General features: G+C 63.0%; 26 protein-coding genes. 6 read left to right on the top strand and 20 right to left on the bottom strand.

Annotated elements, in window-relative coordinates:
- On the bottom strand, positions 1–334 hold a 334-nt coding region (locus NKJ32_RS20950), incomplete at its 3' end, for a GTP-binding protein (protein ID WP_352700731.1).
- A 272-nt stretch (positions 335–606) separates the two neighbouring features.
- Between NKJ32_RS20950 and NKJ32_RS20955 the strand changes: the two genes are divergently transcribed.
- The 3 genes from NKJ32_RS20955 to NKJ32_RS20965 all read left to right on the top strand — a co-directional run bounded on the left by NKJ32_RS20955 (position 607) and on the right by NKJ32_RS20965 (position 2,750).
- Positions 607–1,494, top strand: a complete 888-nt coding sequence (locus tag NKJ32_RS20955) for a DMT family transporter (protein WP_352787449.1) — start codon at positions 607–609, stop codon at positions 1,492–1,494.
- A gap of 35 nt (positions 1,495–1,529) precedes the next feature.
- Complete coding sequence (locus NKJ32_RS20960; RefSeq protein WP_352828709.1) at positions 1,530–1,985, top strand: GFA family protein; 456 nt, start codon at positions 1,530–1,532, stop codon at positions 1,983–1,985.
- 105 nt (positions 1,986–2,090) lie between these two features.
- Complete coding sequence (locus NKJ32_RS20965) at positions 2,091–2,750, top strand: N-acetylmuramoyl-L-alanine amidase (RefSeq protein WP_352685038.1); 660 nt, start codon at positions 2,091–2,093, stop codon at positions 2,748–2,750.
- A 45-nt stretch (positions 2,751–2,795) separates the two neighbouring features.
- On the opposite strand, the gene NKJ32_RS20970 is transcribed toward NKJ32_RS20965, so the two are convergent.
- Positions 2,796–3,053 (bottom strand): GlsB/YeaQ/YmgE family stress response membrane protein, encoded by a 258-nt coding sequence (locus NKJ32_RS20970; protein WP_352828711.1) that lies wholly within the window; start codon positions 3,051–3,053, stop codon positions 2,796–2,798.
- 159 nt (positions 3,054–3,212) lie between these two features.
- Between NKJ32_RS20970 and NKJ32_RS20975 the strand changes: the two genes are divergently transcribed.
- Positions 3,213–3,680, top strand: coding sequence for a YidB family protein (locus NKJ32_RS20975; protein WP_023680430.1), 468 nt, complete (start codon positions 3,213–3,215; stop codon positions 3,678–3,680).
- 472 nt (positions 3,681–4,152) lie between these two features.
- On the opposite strand, the gene NKJ32_RS20980 is transcribed toward NKJ32_RS20975, so the two are convergent.
- The 7 genes from NKJ32_RS20980 to NKJ32_RS21010 form a co-directional block, all read right to left on the bottom strand.
- On the bottom strand, positions 4,153–5,184 hold the full coding sequence (locus tag NKJ32_RS20980) for an ATP-dependent DNA ligase (RefSeq protein ID WP_352828714.1): 1,032 nt from the start codon (positions 5,182–5,184) through the stop codon (positions 4,153–4,155).
- A gap of 175 nt (positions 5,185–5,359) precedes the next feature.
- Positions 5,360–5,572 (bottom strand): hypothetical protein, encoded by a 213-nt coding sequence (locus NKJ32_RS20985; RefSeq protein WP_352704871.1) that lies wholly within the window; start codon positions 5,570–5,572, stop codon positions 5,360–5,362.
- Positions 5,573–5,621: 49 nt separating this feature from the next.
- Complete coding sequence (locus NKJ32_RS20990; RefSeq protein ID WP_352704873.1) at positions 5,622–6,134, bottom strand: hypothetical protein; 513 nt, start codon at positions 6,132–6,134, stop codon at positions 5,622–5,624.
- 13 nt (positions 6,135–6,147) lie between these two features.
- Positions 6,148–6,477 (bottom strand): hypothetical protein, encoded by a 330-nt coding sequence (locus tag NKJ32_RS20995; protein WP_352704875.1) that lies wholly within the window; start codon positions 6,475–6,477, stop codon positions 6,148–6,150.
- Between the two features lie 19 nt (positions 6,478–6,496).
- Positions 6,497–6,730 (bottom strand): hypothetical protein, encoded by a 234-nt coding sequence (locus NKJ32_RS21000; RefSeq protein ID WP_352828717.1) that lies wholly within the window; start codon positions 6,728–6,730, stop codon positions 6,497–6,499.
- A gap of 213 nt (positions 6,731–6,943) precedes the next feature.
- Complete coding sequence (locus NKJ32_RS21005) at positions 6,944–7,354, bottom strand: hypothetical protein (protein WP_352828720.1); 411 nt, start codon at positions 7,352–7,354, stop codon at positions 6,944–6,946.
- Complete coding sequence (locus tag NKJ32_RS21010; protein ID WP_352704881.1) at positions 7,354–8,532, bottom strand: N-acetylmuramidase domain-containing protein; 1,179 nt, start codon at positions 8,530–8,532, stop codon at positions 7,354–7,356. The genes NKJ32_RS21005 and NKJ32_RS21010 overlap by 1 nt, the downstream gene beginning before the upstream one ends.
- Positions 8,533–8,650: 118 nt before the next feature.
- On the opposite strand from NKJ32_RS21010, the gene NKJ32_RS21015 reads away from it, so the two are divergent.
- A complete protein-coding gene (locus NKJ32_RS21015; protein ID WP_352704882.1) occupies positions 8,651–9,367 on the top strand; it encodes an SGNH/GDSL hydrolase family protein in 717 nt (238 codons plus the stop codon).
- Here the strand turns inward: NKJ32_RS21015 and NKJ32_RS21020 are convergent.
- Entirely contained in the window at positions 9,337–10,341 is a 1,005-nt protein-coding gene (locus NKJ32_RS21020; RefSeq protein WP_352828723.1) for a hypothetical protein, read from the bottom strand. The genes NKJ32_RS21015 and NKJ32_RS21020 overlap by 31 nt on opposite strands.
- 38 nt (positions 10,342–10,379) lie before the next feature.
- Positions 10,380–12,062: a TolB-like translocation protein gene (locus NKJ32_RS21025; RefSeq protein WP_352828725.1), complete on the bottom strand. Its 1,683-nt coding sequence runs from the start codon at positions 12,060–12,062 to the stop codon at positions 10,380–10,382.
- A 36-nt stretch (positions 12,063–12,098) separates the two neighbouring features.
- On the opposite strand from NKJ32_RS21025, the gene NKJ32_RS21030 reads away from it, so the two are divergent.
- On the top strand, positions 12,099–12,443 hold the full coding sequence (locus NKJ32_RS21030; protein ID WP_352704887.1) for a hypothetical protein: 345 nt from the start codon (positions 12,099–12,101) through the stop codon (positions 12,441–12,443).
- 298 nt (positions 12,444–12,741) lie between these two features.
- Here the strand turns inward: NKJ32_RS21030 and NKJ32_RS21035 are convergent, their stop codons facing one another.
- The 9 genes from NKJ32_RS21035 to NKJ32_RS21075 all read right to left on the bottom strand — a co-directional run bounded on the left by NKJ32_RS21035 (position 12,742) and on the right by NKJ32_RS21075 (position 19,558).
- Positions 12,742–13,104 carry a hypothetical protein gene (locus tag NKJ32_RS21035; RefSeq protein WP_352704889.1) on the bottom strand — a complete coding sequence of 121 codons (363 nt, stop codon included), beginning with the start codon at positions 13,102–13,104 and terminating at the stop codon, positions 12,742–12,744.
- 4 nt (positions 13,105–13,108) lie between these two features.
- Complete coding sequence (locus NKJ32_RS21040) at positions 13,109–13,489, bottom strand: hypothetical protein (RefSeq protein ID WP_352704891.1); 381 nt, start codon at positions 13,487–13,489, stop codon at positions 13,109–13,111.
- Positions 13,490–14,899, bottom strand: a complete 1,410-nt coding sequence (locus tag NKJ32_RS21045; RefSeq protein ID WP_352704893.1) for a hypothetical protein — start codon at positions 14,897–14,899, stop codon at positions 13,490–13,492.
- Positions 14,900–14,965: 66 nt separating this feature from the next.
- Complete coding sequence (locus NKJ32_RS21050) at positions 14,966–15,730, bottom strand: phage tail protein (protein WP_352704895.1); 765 nt, start codon at positions 15,728–15,730, stop codon at positions 14,966–14,968.
- Positions 15,731–15,742: 12 nt separating this feature from the next.
- Positions 15,743–16,471 (bottom strand): putative phage tail protein, encoded by a 729-nt coding sequence (locus NKJ32_RS21055; RefSeq protein ID WP_352828728.1) that lies wholly within the window; start codon positions 16,469–16,471, stop codon positions 15,743–15,745.
- Complete coding sequence (locus NKJ32_RS21060) at positions 16,464–17,540, bottom strand: baseplate J/gp47 family protein (RefSeq protein ID WP_352828731.1); 1,077 nt, start codon at positions 17,538–17,540, stop codon at positions 16,464–16,466. Before NKJ32_RS21060 ends, NKJ32_RS21055 begins: the two co-directional genes overlap by 8 nt.
- A complete protein-coding gene (locus tag NKJ32_RS21065) occupies positions 17,512–18,051 on the bottom strand; it encodes a phage GP46 family protein (protein ID WP_352704901.1) in 540 nt (179 codons plus the stop codon). Before NKJ32_RS21065 ends, NKJ32_RS21060 begins: the two co-directional genes overlap by 29 nt.
- Positions 18,051–18,500 (bottom strand): phage baseplate assembly protein domain-containing protein, encoded by a 450-nt coding sequence (locus tag NKJ32_RS21070; RefSeq protein ID WP_352704903.1) that lies wholly within the window; start codon positions 18,498–18,500, stop codon positions 18,051–18,053. Before NKJ32_RS21070 ends, NKJ32_RS21065 begins: the two co-directional genes overlap by 1 nt.
- Complete coding sequence (locus tag NKJ32_RS21075; RefSeq protein WP_352828734.1) at positions 18,497–19,558, bottom strand: phage baseplate assembly protein; 1,062 nt, start codon at positions 19,556–19,558, stop codon at positions 18,497–18,499. Before NKJ32_RS21075 ends, NKJ32_RS21070 begins: the two co-directional genes overlap by 4 nt.
- Between the last annotated feature and the right edge of the window lie 3 nt (positions 19,559–19,561).

Raw genomic sequence — 19,561 nt, forward strand, 5'->3', positions numbered from 1 at the left:
GCGTCTGCGGCATCGGGCCGTCGGCGGCCGACACCACCAGGATCGCGCCGTCCATCTGCGCAGCACCGGTGATCATGTTCTTCACATAGTCGGCGTGGCCGGGGCAGTCGACATGGGCATAGTGGCGGTTGGCGGTTTCGTATTCGACGTGCGCCGTCGAAATGGTGATGCCGCGCGCCTTCTCTTCGGGCGCCGCATCGATCTGGTCGTAGCGCTTGTATTCGCCAAAATACTTGGTGATCGCCGCCGTCAGCGACGTCTTGCCATGATCGACGTGACCAATCGTGCCAATGTTCACATGAGGCTTAGTGCGCTCGAATTTACCTTTTGCCATAGTCTCTTTCCTTGGACGGCCTGGGGACGGCCTGGACCTTCAGTTCAGTCGAATGCGGGGCGATTAGCGACTAAGGCCGAAAAACACAAGTGCCTTGTCGCCGAGCGCGCTCGCCCGGCCCGAACGCGTGATCCGGTTTCGGAGAATGTGGCGCGGATATAGGAATGAACAAGGGCAAATGGAATGGTTACGGCGGCGGCTGACGGCTTTGCCGGATTTACAGCCGGATCTGGCCCATTGCCGCCCTGGCGCCGGTCTGATTTCGTGGGCCGATGCATTTCATCCCGACTGCCATACGAGGCCCGCTGTTCATGGTCGTTTCGACCGGGTCCTACATCGTCAACGACACGATGATGAAACTCGCAACCGCGGGACTGCCGCCCTATGAGGTGCTATTCCTGCGCGGCGCTGCGGCAACATTGTGGGGCATTCCGCTGCTGTTCATGCTGGGCTATGGCAAGCAGATCCCGCTGATCCTCGACGCCAAGGTTTTGCGCAGGAACCTGCTCGAACTGGGTGCGATCCTTTGCTACGTGGTGGCGCTCGCCAACATGCAGATCGCCGATTCGACCGCGCTCGGACAGATCACGCCCTTGCTGATGCTGGTCGGCTCCTCGATGCTGTTTGGCGAACGGATCGGCGGGGTGCGCCTGGCGCTGATCGGCCTTGGTTTTATCGGCGCGGTGATGGTGGCACAACCGACGATGCAGGGGATTTCGGTCTATGCCCTGCTGGCGCTAGGCAATGCAGCCCTGTCCGCGGCGCGCGATCTGGCCGGACGCAAGGTCGCCGCCGACGTGCCGGGAATGGTCGTCGCTATGTCCGCGGTGATTGTCGTGCTCGCGGGGGCCGGGGCAGCTCATTTGCTTTCCGAGCAGTGGGTGGTGCCTGAAATCCGTCACCTGCTGCTGATGGGCGGCGCCGGACTGTTCCTGATCTTCGGCCACTTCTTTATCTTCATGGCCTATCGCGTCGGGCCGACCAGCGTGGTGGCGCCGTTCTACTATTGCTTTACCGTCTGGGCGGTGATTTCAGGCCTGGTGGTATTCCGGCAGCTCCCGAATGCGCTGGCCATCTGCGGCATCCTGCTGGTGGTGGCCAGCGGGTTGACCATAGTCTCGCTCGACGAGCGCAAGCGCCGGTTGACCGTCGTCGCCTAGAGCGGAAAACGGCGCAGGGATAATCGGAGAAGCGCATGGCAGGCCCGGATAACGAGAACAACCAGAATGCAAGCAACCGCACGCTCACCGGAAAGTGCCTGTGCGGCGCCGTTCAGTACGCGGTGGCGGACGCGTTCGTCTATGCCGCGAACTGCCACTGCTCGAACTGCCGGCGCACCACCGGTTCGGCGTTCAAGCCATTCGCCGGCATCGAACGCGACAGGCTGAGCCTGACCAGGGGCGAGGACAATCTCACGATCTTCGGCGACGAAACCGGCCATGACGCGCACTGCCGGACTTGCGGCTCGTTGCTCTATTCCGTGGTCCGCGACGGTGCCTTCGTGCATGTCGCCATGGGAACCCTGGTCGACGAGCCGACCATCCGCCCGACGCAGCACATCTTCGTCGGCTCGAAGGCGGAGTGGTTCACGATCACCGACGATCTGCCGCAATACAGAGAACACGCGGTCGCCGCAGATGCCGGCGAATAGCTGACCGTTAGAAAACGCTCAACCAAATTATCGTTTCGTTTTCGCGTCGGCCGCCAACGAAACTATACTGTGCTCCGTCACTGAACTTATGTCGCGGGGATTTCTGTGGCATTGCCGCCCGACTGGTTGCCCAATGTTGCGATGAAGCGCGTCATTTGCCACTGGACGGCCGGCTCGCATTCGGCCGGCGATACCGACAGGGATGCGTATCACATACTGGTCGAGGGGAATGGCCGCCTGGTCAGGGGCCGGCCTTCGATCGCGCTCAATTCGAGCCGGGTAAAACCGGGATATGCCGCGCACACGCTCAACTGCAACGGCGGCTCGATCGGGGTTTCGCTCTGCTGCATGGCCGGGGCGGAGGAAAGGCCGTTCGATGCCGGCCGCTATCCGATGACCAGGGCGCAGTGGGACGCGATGACCACGGTTGTCGCCGAACTCTGCAAATATTACCGCATCAAGGTCACGCCCAAAACGGTGCTGTCGCACGCCGAGGTCGAAAGCAATCTCGGCATCGAGCAGCGCGGAAAATGGGATTTCACCCGGCTGCCCTTCGATCCGACGATCAGCGGCGCAAGCGCCTGCGGCGACCGGCTGCGCCGCGACGTGACGGCGGCAATGGGCGCGATGCCAAATCTGCCGGTGAGGAACGGGCGCGATGCCGCATGGCAGCGACTGCTCGAGGAATTATGGCCGATCATGGTGGGAGGGCTGGAAGCCGGCCTCAACACGCTGATCCGCGAAATCCTCAAAAGGATCAGATAGGCGGTCGGCATTCGGATGAATGCCGACGCAATTGCCGAGCGGCTTCTACAGAGCCCGCCTGCCGCTGAACTGGTGATAGGCCCACAGGACAACCACGGCACCGACCACGGCTACGATCAGGCTATAGATGTTGAGCCCGGTAACGCCCGACGCGCCAAAGGCGCTGAAGATGAGCCCGCCGAGGATGGCACCGACAATCCCGAGCACGATGTCGAGCACAAGGCCTTGCCCGCTTTTATTGACGATCTTGCTGCCTATGAAGCCGGCGATGACGCCGAGAATAATCCAGCTTAATATTGACATTTTTCCTCTCCGTTCCCCGCACCCGATTACTTCCACATTATTAAGCAAAGCTCAAGCCAACTTGAAAATCATGATTACGGAAAGCTCAAACCGGCTTGAAATTCGCCATGGATGCGTCATTGTTGGAGACGGACGGGCAATTTGACATGGAGATCCACAATGGGACTGTTTGACAATGCCGTTCCCGGCGGCAACGTCGCCAAGCCGCTGATGATCGCGCTCGGCGCACTTTTGGTGGGAAAAATGCTGAGCGGTGGAAGTTCCGCCCAGCCGGAGGCGGCGCAGAGCCCTGCCCCCGTCCCGCCTGATACAACCGCATCCGCCGACGGCGGACTGCTCGGCGGTCTGGGCGGACTGCTCGACAAACTGAAGGACGCCGGCCACGGCAACGTTGCCAATTCGTGGGTCGGCACCGGTCAGAACCAGCCGATCAACCCCAGCGATCTGGGCAGTGCTCTCGGGCCACAAATCATCCAGGAGATCGCGCAAAGGACGGGCCTGAACCAGCAGGATCTGCTCAAGCAATTGTCCGCGGCCTTGCCAGGGCTTGTCGACCAGTTGACGCCGAACGGGCAGGTGCCGCAGCAGAACCAGCTCGCGTCCATATTCAGCAAATTCGCGAGCTGACGCCTGTCGCCCAACGCCGCCTGCGGTTCGGGACAACGATAACAACGATAACACAGATTAAGATGCGCGTCCGTCTGGACGCGCAACGAATACTTTGAACTATCGGCAAAGCGCTTCGCTTGGGGCTGCCTACTTCGGCATCGTGCGCGAGGTGCGCCGCGGCTTGGGGGAAATCTGGAGCGGGTAGCGGGAATCGAACCCGCATATTCAGCTTGGAAGGCTCCTAGAAATACAATGAAATCAATGCGCCGTGTCATTGCTGCCTTTGGCCGTGTCAAATTATGCCGTCGGGATCAGGAGGCGTGTCACTCGTGGATAGTGCCGCCCTGCCGACTTCCGACATGTTCGGTGTAAACGAGCGTTCAAACCGCAGGAATGGCGGATTTCCGGGCTTTTTCGTGCCGTTTGTGCCCAGCTATTCCCCCCGAAACTGAGCGCTTCGCGGTCGTATCTGGGCGCTTTCTGGGCGCAGTCAGCGCCCTTCCCTCGCCTTTCGATAAGCGCTCACGTCCACGCGTTTCATCTCGTCGTCGGCGGGAGTGTAGGTCAGGCCGACCTGCTTACCGCCGCACCTGGCGCATTTCAGCTTTGGAATGAGGTCATCCGACATCGCCGGCGCGTCAGGGCCGAGCTTCGCCTTGATCCCCTCCAGGTCGAGCGCCTGATTGTGGTGGCATTTTGGATTGTGGCAAAACGCGATGAGCCGCATCTTGCCATCGATCAATGATTGTAGTGTCCAGCCTTTCGCCATCCGGTCGATATAGGGCTGGCCCTTGACGAATGCCAAGCCCGCGGCATCATCTGGCGGCGGGCCGGCGTGCTCCCGGACGCGCTTCAATAGCCTATCTTTCATGTCGCGGCCCAAGGTGATGAAGGCGGTACCGAGATATTTGCCGGTGCCGGGATCAGCCAGCAACGCGAATGCCGCCTTGCCCGGCTCGCGCTCGACGCCGAGCAGTTCGAATTCGTCGATGGTCCAGCTCTTTGTCTTCAGCCAGTTCGATGTGAGGCCGCTGCGATATTTGCTGTCGGCGCGCTTCGAGACGATCCCCTCGAGCTCAGCTTGGTCGACAAGGTAGAAGATCGCCTTGGCGTCGCCGGGCATGGCCTCGCTGAACTGGATCCTGCTATTCGGCTTCATGATGCCATAGAGCATTTCGCGGCGCGCCTTGCAGCCGATGTCGCGCAGGTCGTGGCCGTCGAGGTGCAGAATGTCGAAGGCGCCGAGAATCATCGCGTAGGGATCGCTGTGGACGGCTTTCTGGAGTGCTGCGAAATCCGGCAGCCCGGCCTCGTTGGTGACGACAGCCTCGCCGTCGATGATGGCGTTCTCGACCTCGAGCTCCCGCGCTGCTTCGACCAGCCCGGTATATTTGCTCGTCCAGTCCGCACCGGTTCTGGTGAAGACGCGAATATCCTCGGGGCTGTTGATAACGATCTGGGAGCGGTAGCCGTCGAGCTTGACCTCGTGAATCCAGTCGTCGCCTCCGGGCGGCTTGGCCACCAGCTTGGGCTCCATCGGAGGAATAAACGCCAACCTCGCCCCGCTCATACAAACCCCAACGCAACGCACCCTATTCAATAAACTTTGAACGTTTCGGTTCCCGAACGCAAAAAGCCCGCCGCGCCTTTCGGCACGGCGGGCGATCATCATCATAGTGCTGGTGCCGGGAGAATGATCAGCTGGTCGCGGCCGCCTTCGCAGCCTCGATCTCCTCGGGCGTGGCCTGGCGCTCGAACACCTCGAACACCGAGGGGCCGCCGTTGTTGTGCGGAAGGCCGAACGACTTTTCAGCCGGGAAGCCTGGACCGACCGTGCCGGACTCGACGCCGTTGATCTTGATTGTCGAAACATAGTTGCCGTTGGTGTTCACCTTGATGGTCGTGGTCATGTAAGTGTTTTCCTTTGGGAGATTGCCCGGAGCCGCCGGGCGCGGATTGCTAAGGTGATTCCGGCGTCAGCGGCATCAGCGGCGCCGGCGCCGGCACGATGTCGAAATAGACCGTCGGCGCCGTCACCTCGATTGGGAAGGCCAGCTTCTGCAGGACGTTGCAGGTGTAGGTGAAGCGCGCCTCGTAGTGCGCCCGGCCGAGCGCGGTCGCCAGCGGGATGGTGATGGAGCGCTGATAGGTCTCGCGGCCTTCCGGCGGATAGCCGTCGATCAGCGGCCGGCGGCCGACCGTGTAGGTCGATGGCACATGCACGGTGCCATCCGAATCGGTGACGTAGCGCTCGACGGTCGCCGCGCAGATGCGGTTCTGGATCACCGTGTACTGGACGTCGAGCACGCCGCCCTGCGGCACCTGCGGCGTCAGCACGCTCGCCGATTCGAACACGGTCGGCGGCTCGCGGTCGATCAGGATGGTGACCAACCATGCCAAGAGCACGGCAAAGGGGGACGCGACCAGCGCGGAGCGCCAGTCGAAGGCGCGCGTTCTTTCCAGCACCGTCATTTGGCCAGCACCGTCATTTGAGCGACCTCAGGTAGGGCGCCAGCAGCGCCCAGAGCTGGTTCAGCGCCACCAGCACGGCGGCAAGCCCAAGCACGAATTTTGGCGCCGAGCGCAGCGTCTTGTTGAACAGCACCGAGCGGGTGACGATCCTGAAGCCTGCCTCCCATTTGTCGTCCGGCAGCTTCAAAAACTGGTCCAGCCGGTCCATCTGCTTCTTGGTCAGGTGGCTGACCTGGATCATGCGTTCGCGCTCTTCCTCGTTCCAGCGGTAGACCATCTCGATGGTCCGCTTATCGAGATCCCTCCATCGATCCGGCAGTTGGCTAGGATCTCTCTCCGCCATCGTTTCTCCACTCGCCCTTTCATGATTTCAGTTCGGCGCGGCGTGCCGCGCTGGCCTTGGTGTGGCGGTCGCATTCGGCGGGCTTGTAGAGGCCGATGGCGCAGCCCGGCGCCACCGTGTGGTCGATCCGGTTCTGATCCTCGACGGTCTTGCCCTGCGCACCCGTCAGGCTGTTACCGAGGGCCAAGCGCAGCGCCGGAACACCGTTGACGCCGGAAGTCCCACACCCCGCCAGCAGCAACACAATCGTCAAGTGACCGGCTCGCCTCAACGCCTTTGCGGATCGCATCCTGATTTTCCTTTTCGATCTGGTCGCGCACTTCCTGCGCTCCCCAATGCTTGATGAGTTCGTAGCCGCCAAAGGCGGCGCCCGAGATCGCGAGCAGTATGAAGGCCCATGCCAGGATCCCGGCAAAGGGTCGTGGAACGCCAACTAAGCCGGCGACTATTCCGATGAGCGCAGACATCAACAATCCCTCAGAACGCCGTGATGCAGGAAGCCGTGAAAGCCCGTTATGGCGATCGAGCCTGCGCCGGCCGCGCAGGTGTTGCCGTCCTTGTCGACGTGAATGGTTTCGCCCACGGTACCGTGCCGGACCCAGCACCGATGAGCGCTATCGTCCTTCATCGTGCAGTTGGATGCCCGGCCGTCGATGAACCAGGTGTGATGGCCATGCAAACGGCAGCAGATCGCGAGCCCATCGGCACCTTTCGGATAGCCGTCGCCTTCCGCAACCCACAGTGCGCCAATCGGCAGATCACGGCCGATGACCTCATCCCCGGTTTCCAAGTTGCGCATGATCGGAGAGGCAACGCCTTCCTTGAACTCGGAATGACGGCCAGTGTATTCCCACCAGGTGCAGCGATACTCGCTCATCATCGCCGCGCTCCGCTCTGGAACGCCTCGACGCCCTTCTTCTCGCCATGGCGGGCGATCAGGAAGAGTCCTCCGGCAACGCCAGCGATCGCCAGCATCCACACCCAGCCGGGCACGTCGCCGGCGGCGTCTTTCACCGGCTGCATGACGCCCGAAGCCTGGTCAAGATTGCCGAGAATGCCGTCAAAGAAGCTGCCGATCAGCGCGGCGATGCTGGCGAAGAACGCGCCGACCTTGGTCAGCCAGTTGGTGCGCACCTCCGGCACCTTTTCGCGAACGACCTCGGGTGGCGCTTCACTGCGCGCCGGCGCCAGCACGCGCGGCTTTGCTTTCTGCAGCGACAGCAGCAGCGCATCGTCGATGCCATCACCTTCGGGCAGGCCATTCTCGGCGCGGAAGGCGCGGATCGCCGTCGAAGTCATCGTGCCGCCCTTGCCGTCGACACCGCCGACCTCGGTATAGCCGAGATCCTTGAGCTGTTTCTGGACCCGCTCGATCGTGGCCTTGTCGACGGCCGGAGCCGATGGCGCGACGGGTTCAGCAGGTGCGACCGGCTTGGCATGCGCTTCAGGCGAGAAGGGAGTATCCTTAATCCTCTGCCATTTGGCATAGGCTGAGGCGAGCTTCGAATCGTAGCGGTTTTTCTTGTAGCCGGGGCCGTTCCAGGTCTCGGCGACAACCGGCCAGCGATGCGCGCGCAGATCGTCGTCCACCTTCCAGGCGACAAGCAGCTTCACCGTCGCCTCGAGATGCGCCGCTTCGTCATCCATGAACGCTTGCACCATGGTCTGGACAGACGGGAAGCCGGCAGCCTTGAAGTTCTCGCCGAGGATCTGCGTCAGGCCCCACGACGCCGACTTCAACGCCGCCATCTGGTCGAGCGCCATGGCCGCGATCAGGCGCTGATAGCTGTCCTTTGGATAGGGCTCTGCGCCCCATTTGGCATAGGCTAGCCCGGCCTTCACCGCGGCGGTGCGCTTCGCGCCGGACAAGTTGCGGTAGAAAACATGCGGCTCGAACAGCAGCTTCGGCCGGCCTTTGGCGTCGAAGCCGGAACCTGCCGCTTCGACGTCCATGAAGGCGTGAATTTCATCCTCGCCGACGCCGATGATCGCGCCGATGCGCGGTATGTCGAGATCGGTGATGCGCTTCGCATCGCCCTTGAACGTGGTGTCCATGGCAGTTCCTTTCCGCCCTCGCGGGCAGGTTGGGTTGTAGATGTTTTGGGTTTCGCGTGATCTAGCCGAGCCAAATAAAACCAGCTAAGAAGATCGCGGGCTTTGGGGGAAATCTCACATGACACTCGTCGGGGACGCGGTCTCACGTTCGCGGTTCATTCTTCGCAAATTGGTCGGGACTTCGAGGGCCGATCGCGAGGCCGACCTTATCGCGCATTTAAGACGAGCCACGGTTCCGCAGATCTTGCTCCTGGGCGACAGCCTGGTTGAAGCGTCGTGCGCCGGGACCGGCAACCCTCGCGTTGCACGGGGTTCCTATAGCGGCTCCCGCATCGCCGATGTCTTAGCCGCGGTAAGTCGCGTCAAGGGCGCGCACCTGTGGAGCAAGGTCGCCGGAGCCGTGGTTTCTATTGGACTGAACGACGCGCAAACAAGCGAGGGCGACGATCTTGAGTTTCGTCGCCTTTACTTTCGATCCGCCCTCGACGCGCTTTCGCGCTCGTTCGGAGAAAAACCCCTCGTCATGCTGACGATCACCGATATCGCTTCGGCTGGTCAATGGGTGTCGCGCTTCAATCGCAGGCTGATTGCAATGGAGAACGACGAGATCGCCGCTTTGCCCACGGCGAAAATCCACGATGTCGCGACACTCTTTCGCAGCGCTGTTCTGGAGGCTGGTCTGGTGTATGACGCCGCGTTTCGGGACGGAGTTCACTTCTCTCCGGTCGGATATCGGTATTGGGACCCACTGGTTGAGCAGGCCATCAACATGGTCTCTTCAACCAATATAGAAAAGGCGCCCGATCAAGCAAACCGCGCGATGTTTTCGGCGTAGTCTTGCGCCGCCACAGCGGCGGCTGTTCGCGCCGAAATAGTCAAATCCTCGCCATAGGTGCGATGCATCGTCAGGCCAGGACATGCCGTCATACCGGCAATCGCGCCATTGCCCCAAGTGAACGGGGACAGGTTGGATACCCAGGGCGTCCGAGCGGCGATCGACTTACTGTCGACCAACACGCCGTCTTGAAAATAGAAGTTGTTGGTTCCAACCTTAGCGCAGGCGATGTGGTGCAGGCCGGCCGGCGATCCAAGATTGATCGCCGTAAGCGGATTGCCGGCGTCACTATCAAAGCGCACCGCCATCTCGCCGCCGCCCGTATAGCGGCGAGCCATCGTCGGAACGTCGGACGCGGCATAGTTCGCAGCAGCGCCCTTTACCAACAACAAGCCTATGTGCCCGGTAGGATCAACGGCCGGATGGGTTACGATGGTCGACATATAGTAATCGTGGGTGAGATTGCTCTGGAAATATTGAGCGCCGCTGCCGATCTGGATGCCACCGTGGTCAGCGGTCGGGCCAAGGATAAAGCCCTTCTTGGTGGGGCTGAATTTCAGGCCTCCGATTACGACTTCAGGCGCGCTGGTGTAGCCTGATCCTGGCGCAGTGACATTGAAGCCCGTGATTGCTCCACCTGAAATGTTGGCGGTTGCTGTAGCACCAGTGCCGCCGCCTCCGACGAGATAAACGGTGGGCGCAGCAGCGTAACCAGAACCGCCGGCGTCGAGCGTGATGGACGCAACGGTCCCGGTCGAGAGCACCGCCGTGCCGGCGCCTCCGATGCCGGCCGTGTTGTTCTTAATCAGAGCAGACGGTGCTCCGGTCACCAAATTGCCGACAACAGCATTGGCCGCGACGACCGCGGTTGATGGGTCCCAAGTGCCCAGCCGGAGCGCGTCGAACAGCCAGAGTGAGCCGGCGTTCAGCAACCCGTCTTTCAAAAGAGTTGGGTTGGATACGCCAGCAGCCATGGCTGATGGGGACTTAATGATGAGAGACCTTGCCATTTTTAAAGCCCTCTAGCCAATAGGCTGTCGTTGATGTGTCCCGCCTCGACGGTCTTGCCGAGCGCGGTTGTCGGGTGAACGCCGTCGCCTAAGATCGCCAAGGTGACGAGCGGATAAACGACGCCGAGAACAGTGACGTTTTGAGTGTAACCATCCGCGATAAGGGCGGCGTGAAGATCAAGGCACTCGCCCGGATAGGCGGCAAGCGTCGCCGCAGTGAGAGCCTGACTTGCCTCAATCCACTGTTTGCTGATCGCTTCCGTACCGGCCCTGCCAATGCCGGCCGGGCAGCCATTGGCTTGCGCCGTGGCATCCGTCAGGCGAGCGAGCCCGATGTGATCGCAAACGATCAGCATCTTTTTAACCAGCGGGCGAACCTTGTTGACGATGGCTGCAATGTTAGCCATCGACGTTGCCAGACTGAACCCCGGCTCAATGTCGTTATAGGTCAACCAAAGAATGCATATGCCGGACAGCACATCCTTGAGGGCCATCGCCGCCGATGCATCAGTTGAGCCGACCAAAACGCCGCTAGTCGGCGTAATGACAACCGGGTTGCTGACCGCAACGATAGATCCGGCTGTATCTCGTGTGAAAGTATAGACTGGAACGGTGCCGTAGCCGGTGAGAGCGAGGTTGCCGGGAACGCCGGCTATGCTCACCCGCAGCGCGCCAGTCGCGCCTTGCCACAGACGGAAGATGGAGGTTTCGAGACCTGTAATGACCACGGCGCCTGATGCAGGAATGGACGCGCCTGCGACCGATCCCGAGAACGGGGTAGCCCCAAGGCGATAGGCCATGTCATCTGACCGTTGCCCTGAAACGGCTTCAAGATGGAAGGAGGCGTTGGGCCGCAGCGCCAGAAGCCCGGTGTAATAGCCAAGTCCGCCGCTGGTTGAAAGAGAGTTGCCAACCGGCACAATAAGACTGGTGCCAATTACGCGATTTTCTTCGCCGCCAGCTACCGACTGAAAGAACTCGCTCGCTGGCGTTGTGCGGTCACTCGAATAGATGACGTTGCTTCCGTCTGACGAAAGGTGCGGGCCAGAGTTATTCGACCCCGTCGTCATTTGAGTTCTGACGCCGGTCGCCTTTGTGTAGCGGATAACCTGGTTTAGGCCGGACACATCCTCGACCGTGAAATAATATGCGGAACTGTCGATAGCGCCACCGGCCACGCCGTCGATCTTGCCCGCCACCAGGTGATGAAAATAATAGGAGCCATCGGCCCTGCCGTAGCCGAACACTTTATAGTTGGCATCGACAATCGGCGCGTAGGCGACATTGCCGGCGACAATCTGCTCAGAAGCCGATGCTTCAAGGCCAATGACATTTACGTCAGTGTACCCGGTGGCCGCATTGTAGCTGTAGGAAATGGCGCCAGCGCTGCTTTCCAGGGCAAGACGAGAACGGAACAGGGCATCGTCCTGACGGTAGCCGCCATAAATCTTTCCCGCAGTGTCGACGAAAGCAATGCCGAGCAGGCCGCCGAAAGCCATCCATTCTGTGATCATATCAAACGCGAGATCGAACGCGGTTTTACTCGGATAGCTGGCGACCAGCGTCGCCACGGCGGCGACGTTCTTATACATCAAGGCATAGGTGTTCGTGCCGTCGCCCTTGACGATGAAGAACTGCCCGTTGGTAGTGGCCGCGATGCCGGCGGCCGTGGTGTCATAGATCACCCCGCCGATCGCCGCATTGGCAAGGCCAACATCGGCATGGGTCGAGACAACATCGGCCGCGGTAGCAATCCGATCGGCTGCGGTCTGGGCGGCATCGGCGCCGGTCGCCGCGCGATCGAGGCCGGTTTGCGCGCGGTCGGCAGTGGTGGCAATGCGATCGGCCGCCGTCTGGCCGGCATCGGCGTCGGTCGCCCCGCGATCCAGCGTGGTTTGCGCACGATCGGCGGCGGCCGCGACGCGATCGGCAGCGGTCTGGCCAGCGTCGGCGCCGGTTGCCGTGCGATCAAGGCCGGTTTGAGTGCGGTCGGCACCGGTCTGCGCACGATCCGCCGCGGTCTGGCCGGCATCGCCCGCAGCGGCCGCAGCGGCCGCCTGCGCTAGCGTAATGCCGGTCTCGAGGTCGCCGAACTGTTCAGCGATCGTTTCGGCTTGCGTTGCCGACGCGGCGGCCTGCTGGACCTGGGCAGCACCCTGCGCCAGCAGCGTGCCCCAGAAATTTTCGCCGGTCGCGGCCCACGAACCGGCCGTCTTCAGCCACTCGTCGCCATTGGCGCGAATGATGGCGCGGTCGCCGTCGCGGCCGAAATCGGCGACCAGCTCGGCGGCATCGTCGACCGGCAGGAAGGATTGGCCAGCCGGGCCGGAGACGACGACGACATTGGGGATTTCGAGGATCGCGTCATACGACATCGCGGGTCACCGTTGTCAGAACTGGCCAGATCACTTTGTCGAGCACCATGCGGCTGTCGTCGCCGTCGAAGCGGGCGATATCGAACACGACGATGGTCGAGGCGACGAAAGGCTTGGTCGCTTCCTCCGACAGGAAGAAGGCCAGCGTGCGCGGCGCCTCGCGCTGGATCGTCAGATCTATCGTGTCGGCTTCGAACAGCACCGGTCCAGGCACGGCGGCGCGGAACTGCGCCACCAGCCGGCCGCTGCCGATCTGTTCGGCGTCCCACAGATCCTGCGGGAACTGGAGGCGCATCTGGAAATCGTAGCCGGGCCGGATCGGCTCGACATCGGGGAAAACATATTTTGCCATGATTTCAGAGAACCGATGCCGCTGTGAAGAAGGCATCAACCTGCGCGCCCGAAAAGCCCAGCGCGGCAAAGCCGGCCTGCATCGTCGGATCGGTGCGCACGAAGCTGCCGCTGTTGTCATAGGCGATCTGGATGGCCGGGCCTTGCCCCGCGATCCAGGCTTCGACCTCGGCCAGCAATCCGGCGGCGAGCAGCTGCAGCTTGAACTGCCGCGCGGATACCCGGTCCGGAATGACCGGCACCGGTACGGGCGAGGTGAAGACTTCGCCGTCGAACAGGAAGCCGGGGCAGACCGCATCATCGGCTTCGATAAAGCCTTCCGGGGCGGCGCCCGTTCGGTCGGACTGAACGACGATGCCGTTTTCGACGAGGACGAAATTGCTCATCTAATCTCCCCAATATTTCAGGCGGGCATAGACCTCGATCGAGCCGAAGCCGAAGGCCAGGCCGAGGCCGTTGGCATGCGTGTGTGACGTGCGCCATTCCAGGCGATAGGCGTGGCCGCCGACGACCATCGCGCCGCCGATGGCGATGCAACCCGTGTCCGGCGACGTGTTGCCTCCAGCGCCCATGCCGATGCCGACCTCGGCTCCGGCGGTCACGTCGAACAGACGCACTTGCAGTTCGGTGCCATAGCCGACGACTTGCCATTCAACCCGGCCATCGTTCGCCGGCGTGAAGACGTTGCTGGCCAGCGCCATCAGATTGTAAGGGTCGCGCACCTTGGTGTTGAGGATGTGCGTCACCCAGGCGCCATTACCGGGCGCCGAAGAGCCGCCGCTGACGCCGGACGCCTTCTGGTCCTCGAGGATGGCGTCGGGCAGGCCGTTGCCGCCGCCATATTCCGGTGCGGTCGCGGCGGCATTCATGCGCAGCGTGCGCCGGGCCGCGCCCTTGGGCAGGCGCGCCAGTACCTTCGGCGCCGTCGCATAGAGCACGTCGCCCGCCAACAGGCCAGCCGGCGCCGGCAGGAACAGCCTTTGCCCGGCGCCGTCGCCGATGACCAGGATGTTGTCGTCGGTATCCCAGCGGATATCGCCTTCGGCGGTCGGCAGCGGGTTTGAGCCTTGCCGCAGAATGCTGCTGAGCGCAGCGCCGCTGGCCCTGAAAAAGCCGAGCATGCGCCAGTTGCCGGAGCCGAGCGACTGCATCCAGGCGGTATCGCCGGCCTCGGTCACAAGGTCAGCGCCGCCGATCAGAATCAGGCTGGTGGCGTTATGGGTCAGCGTCAGCGCTGCGGCAAAAGTCAGGCGGCGGATGGCGCCATTCGGCGCCGAGCCGAAGGAAGAGATCGCGTCCGTGCCGGTGATGCGGATATTGATCCCGGTGGCATCGCCGAGATCGGTGGTCGCCGCGCTGGCGATGTCGGTCGACATGGCCGACAGATTATCGGCGGCATCGATCAGGCTCGACGCGCCGGTGCCGCCATGGTCGATATCGATCAGCCCGTCATTGTTGGCGTCATAGATCGACTTCGCCATCATGCCGTAGCCGCCGACATCGACGCCGGACAGGATGTCGGTGACCGCCGCGCCGAGATAGAGCTGCAGCACGGTCTGCAACAGCGCCGGGTCGGCCGGGTCGAGGGTTGAAAGATTGACCCCGGAGGCGATCAGCACGACGCGCAAATTGGCGATGATGCGGTTCCAGTCGTCGGCGGTCAGCTTGGTCGAATCGCCATAGGACAGGCCGTTGCGCGCCCAGGAGAAGCCATCGACATGGGCGGTGCCCATGCCCGCCGGCGGCGTCAGTTTCTTGACGACATCGAGTATCCCAAACAGGTCGGGTGCGGCCATGATTTACAATCCGGTGAAGGAGAAAGGGGGCCAGCCGAAAAGGCGAGGATGCGGCCCGTGAGGCAATCAGGTCTTGATTATGTAAAGCACCGCCCGGTTGCGCGGCCGCGTTTCGGCATCGCCTGTCGTCACATTGACGATGTCCACATAGGGGTTGCCGCCGCCGCCCGGATCCCAGCCGTCATTAACGTTGCGCTCGCCGGTCTTGGCGACGCGGGCAAAGCCGACCTCAGACGGGTTGGTTGATGGTGTCGCATTGCCGGCTTGCCGAAGCGTTCCAAGCGACCCATCGCCATTGACGCGCGCGACATCGTCCGTCTGCGGCCGCGCCGTGGCGTAATCCTGAAAGCTGCCGAAGACGCGTCCGGTGTCGATGCCGCGGCCGTCGTCGAAGCCGCGCAGGAATTCGCCACGGAAGTCGGGCACGTTGAAGGTGGAGACCGCATCGCCGACGCCCCAGCTGGTGCCGATCGCCGCGAACAGATCGGCATAGGTCGCGCGGCTGACCGCCTGGCCATTGCATTTCAGCCAGCCGGTCGGCGCCGTCGCGGCAGCAAACATCGAGACCGAGCCGGGCGGCACCTCGATCGACGGCGTGCCGCCCGCAACGATGTCGGCGATCAGCGCCTGCAGAGCCTGCCAGAGCTGCGTCTTGTCCGCGGGATCGGGGGTGAGGCCGGCTTCGACGATCACCTTCAGTATCTCGTCCTGCGGATCGTTGAAGACATCGGCCGGCGGGATGGCACCGGTCAGACCAGCCGCGCGGTTCTCGTTCCAGTATGGGATGCGCTCGCTCGATACGGGCGCATTGCGCGGATTGACGAACTTCATGGCGGCCTCTTTTCAGACGGAAAAAACGATGGTGGTCCAGGCGGGCTTCAGCGCGTTGAACAGGCAGATCAGATCGTCAGGCAGGCCGAGCCGGCCGAGCGGCGTCTCGCCGGCACGGCCGTCGCCGGCGCGAAAGAATTCGACCGACACGCCAGGCACGCTGACGATCCAGACATATTCGACGACCTCGCCGCCGGCGATTGCCTCAGGTCCGCCGCAAGTCGATGCACCGGCCCGGAACGGCGTTGGCTCCTCGATCGAGATGGCATAGCCGGCATCGGCCGCAAGCTTGATGAAATCGGCCGGCGTAATGGTGCCGCCGGAGCGGATTTTCAGCAGCAGCGAGCGCATGCGCGAGTCGATCGTCTGGTCCGGCCCGAGGCAGGGATCGGGCAGCCCGTATTCGATTTCCCAGTCGTCCAGCGAAGTGACCAGCGTCACCGCCGTCGATTCGAGCGCTACGCCAAACAGCGCCCGATAGGCATCGGCAAAGGCCGAGCCGACCGCGCGCCAGAAGCGCGACAGCACGGACAGCGGATCGAGCGCCTGGTTGTCGGGCGTGCCCCATGCCGCACCCTTCGGCAGCAGCGCCGTCAAAAAACCTTCCCCGGCTTCATCCGAGGGATCGGACAGGACATCGCCCTGCGGCGGCGCGCCGATGAACGGATCGTCCGGGGCGAAGTGGAAGAAGGCAAGCTCGTCCTCGCCCGGATAGCGCGGCCAGCGCACGGCATCAGACATAGTTGACCGTGCCCAGCACCGGCATCTCGCCGCCGACATAGATGATGTCGCCGGACGGGTTGATCAGGAAGTGCCGGTCCTCGCCGACGGCAAGGCTGATCGCCTCCGAGATCCAGGAGCGCGACAGGGTGAACGGCGCGGAAGCGACGCCCGGCCGGGCGCGCCTGACCAGCATGGCGGCGATCGAGGCGGCAATCGCCGCGCGCGTTTGCACCGTGTCGACGGCAAGATTGGCGATGGTGATGTCGAGCGGCGACGGGATCGGTGCCGAAACCGACAGGCCGGCACGGATCAGTCGCCGCGCTTCCAGCGCATCCTGCACCAGAGCGATATCGCCCGCTTCGGGGATACCGTTGGCGCGGCCTTCGAACAGGAACCAGACGCCGACCGTGCCGGGCGCGTCGGCGAAAGGAAAGGCCCAGGCCTGGGTGACGCCGGGCACGGCACGGGCAAACTGCTCGTAGTCCGAATAGGCGCCGCCCTGCGGCGGCCTGCGCTTGCGGTCGAGGATGCGCGCGCGGAGGCTGGGATCCGTTTCCGTATCTGCGCCGCCGCCAATGCCGCCGCCGGCCACGGTCGCTTCAAGCTCGAGGTTCGGGAACTGCGTCGGGTCGGCGCGCTGCAAAGTCTCGCCGGCGGCGATGTTGGTGGCGGCGCCATAATCGTCGGACAGGATGGTCAGCGCGAGCAGCCCAGCCAGGTTGGAGCGCGCATCGGAAACCGAGCGATAGAGCCGGTTGCCGGCAATAAAGGCGATGCCGGCCGGATAGATGGTGTCGGCATAGCCATTGAGCGTTACCACGCCCTCGGCGCGCGCCATCGGCCGGCGATAGATGCCGAGTTCGGCACCGTGCCGTTCCAGATGCTGGACGCTGGCCGTGGTGGCGAAAATCTGCTCGTAAAGCCAGGCGGCGCGCAGATGCATGTCATGCATGCCGGCTGCGACCGTCTTGACGATCGCCGTCAGATTGTTCGGCCAGACCAGTGCATCGGTGCCCGGCAGGTAGCGACGCAAGGTGCCGCGCAGCCGGGTCGAAATCTCAGTTGGCGAGAGGACGGTCCAGGCCACGCAGTTGCTCCCACAGGACGCCGAAGCGGCGATCGAAGACGACCGCGCCATCGCGGTCCTTCAAGGTGATTTTCAAATCGATGCGCCGCTGCGCCGGATCGGCCGTACCGATCACCTCAACAGTGGCCGCAGCCTTCTGGTCGATTAGTGTCTGCAGGGCGGCACGGGCATAGTCTTCGGCCCGCAATGCGGTCGCATCGTTTGCCGTCGAGCGGCGCAGCAGCCAGAGTTTCGAACCGATCATCGTCTCGCCGAGGTCGGTGCGAAGGTCGAAACTGTCGCCCGGCCAGCCGCGGTTCTGCTCTTCGGGCGGCAGCTCGTCCGGCTCGACGCGCGCATCGGTCATCAGGCAGAGCAGCACGGCGGTGGCAAGTTCCGCCTTGGCGCGCAGGCCGCCGGCATTGGCCTTGTCGTCGCCTTCTATGGCCCAGTCGCCCGACGTACCGTCCCATAGCGTATCGGGCGACAGCAGCGGTTCGCCGTCGCCGGTGAGTGGAACGATCCTGATCATCAGTGCGTGTGGTGCGGTGTGTTGCCGCCGGCGTCGATGATCGAGCCGGTGGCGGTGATGTTGCCGTCGACGTTAAGGTCGCCCTTTACATTCCAGGTGCCGCCGGTCAGCGTGATGGTCCGCGAGCCGAAATCCATGGTCACGCCTCCGGCGAACAGTTTGATGATGTTTCCAGACGCATCGTAAAGTGCCGCGGCACCGTCCGGCAGGTCGGGCCGGTGCTGAGCGTGCTCGATGCCCATCAGCATCGCCTGGGTGCGGCGGCCAGGCATGACCATGGCAACGCCGATCGCGCCCTTGGGCGGACGACTGGCGGCGCCATGCGGCTGGACGTAGAGGAGATCCTTGAACGTCTCGCCGGCAAGTCCGCGACCGGAGATCAGCAGCTGGCCATTGTCGAAGCGCGAAGAGTCGATCTCGAAACGCGTCAGGTGCGCGGAAGATTTCATTGCGCCGAATACTCCGCCTTTGGCTCCGGCGCCGACCAGCCCTTGCCCGACTTCGAACCGGACGAAGAGCCGCCGAGCGCGCGCGGATCGGTCAGCGTCAAGGTCGCCCGCGTGCCGTCACCATCGGCTTGTGTGTCCTGCGTCAGTTCCACCGATTTGATGACCATCATCTGATCGAGGAAGACGCGCGGATGGCGGACATAGACCAGAAAGTTCGGCGTCCATATCCTGCCGCCGGCATCGCGCCAACCCGACACGGTGATGGTCGCGTTGACAGCAAGGCCGGCCGCCGCGCGGGCCTCCCATTCGACGGCATTCTTCATATGCTTCGTCGTCGCCTCGCCATCGAGAACGACGATCTTGGGGCGGCTGCGGCCGACCGAGGGGTCGGACGCCTTGGCCTCCGGCCGCAGTGCCTGCGGTGTCGTGCCCCGCGATTGCTGGCCGCGAACGATGACCGGGTTGAACCTGCCCTCGCCTGAAAATTCCGCCGCGGCGGAGATGATGTTGACGCCAGCCGCCAGACCGCCGCTGTGCGATCCCTCCGGCTTCTGGACGATGCGTAATTTGCCTTCCGGCGTGTCGTGGATGATCGCCGCCTCGGCGCGCGCCAGCGGCTCTAGCGTCGAATACAGCGATTCGCCAGGTTCGATCTGGTGTTTGGCGATGGTTTCGAACGACCCCTTCGCCTCGATGCCGACGCCGCAATTGTCGAAGGCCTCGCCTATGCCCTTGATGTCCTTGTTCTCGGCCAGGCCGGTCTTGTGCAGGATCGAGGTCTCGACCGCGTCGACGGTGCGGGAGACAAGTGAAATCGTCGCCTTCCAATCGTCGGCCCCCTGGTCTGGCCGGAAGTCGCGGACATAGCCGGTCAACAGCAGCGTGCCTCCGGCCGACAGGCTGGCCCTGTCGTCCGGCCACGGCGGCGCCACACCGGGCGGAATATGCCCGGTAACGACAGCCGACCGCACGGCCTCCTCGGCCGAGATCGAAATGCTGATGTCCTGCCATGTGAGCAGCAGCCCGCCGGCCTGAATGGAAATCACTTCAAGCGGCACGCC

Origin of the sequence: Mesorhizobium sp. M0159, assembly GCF_040322295.1 — a bacterium.
Taxonomy (GTDB): domain Bacteria; phylum Pseudomonadota; class Alphaproteobacteria; order Rhizobiales; family Rhizobiaceae; genus Mesorhizobium.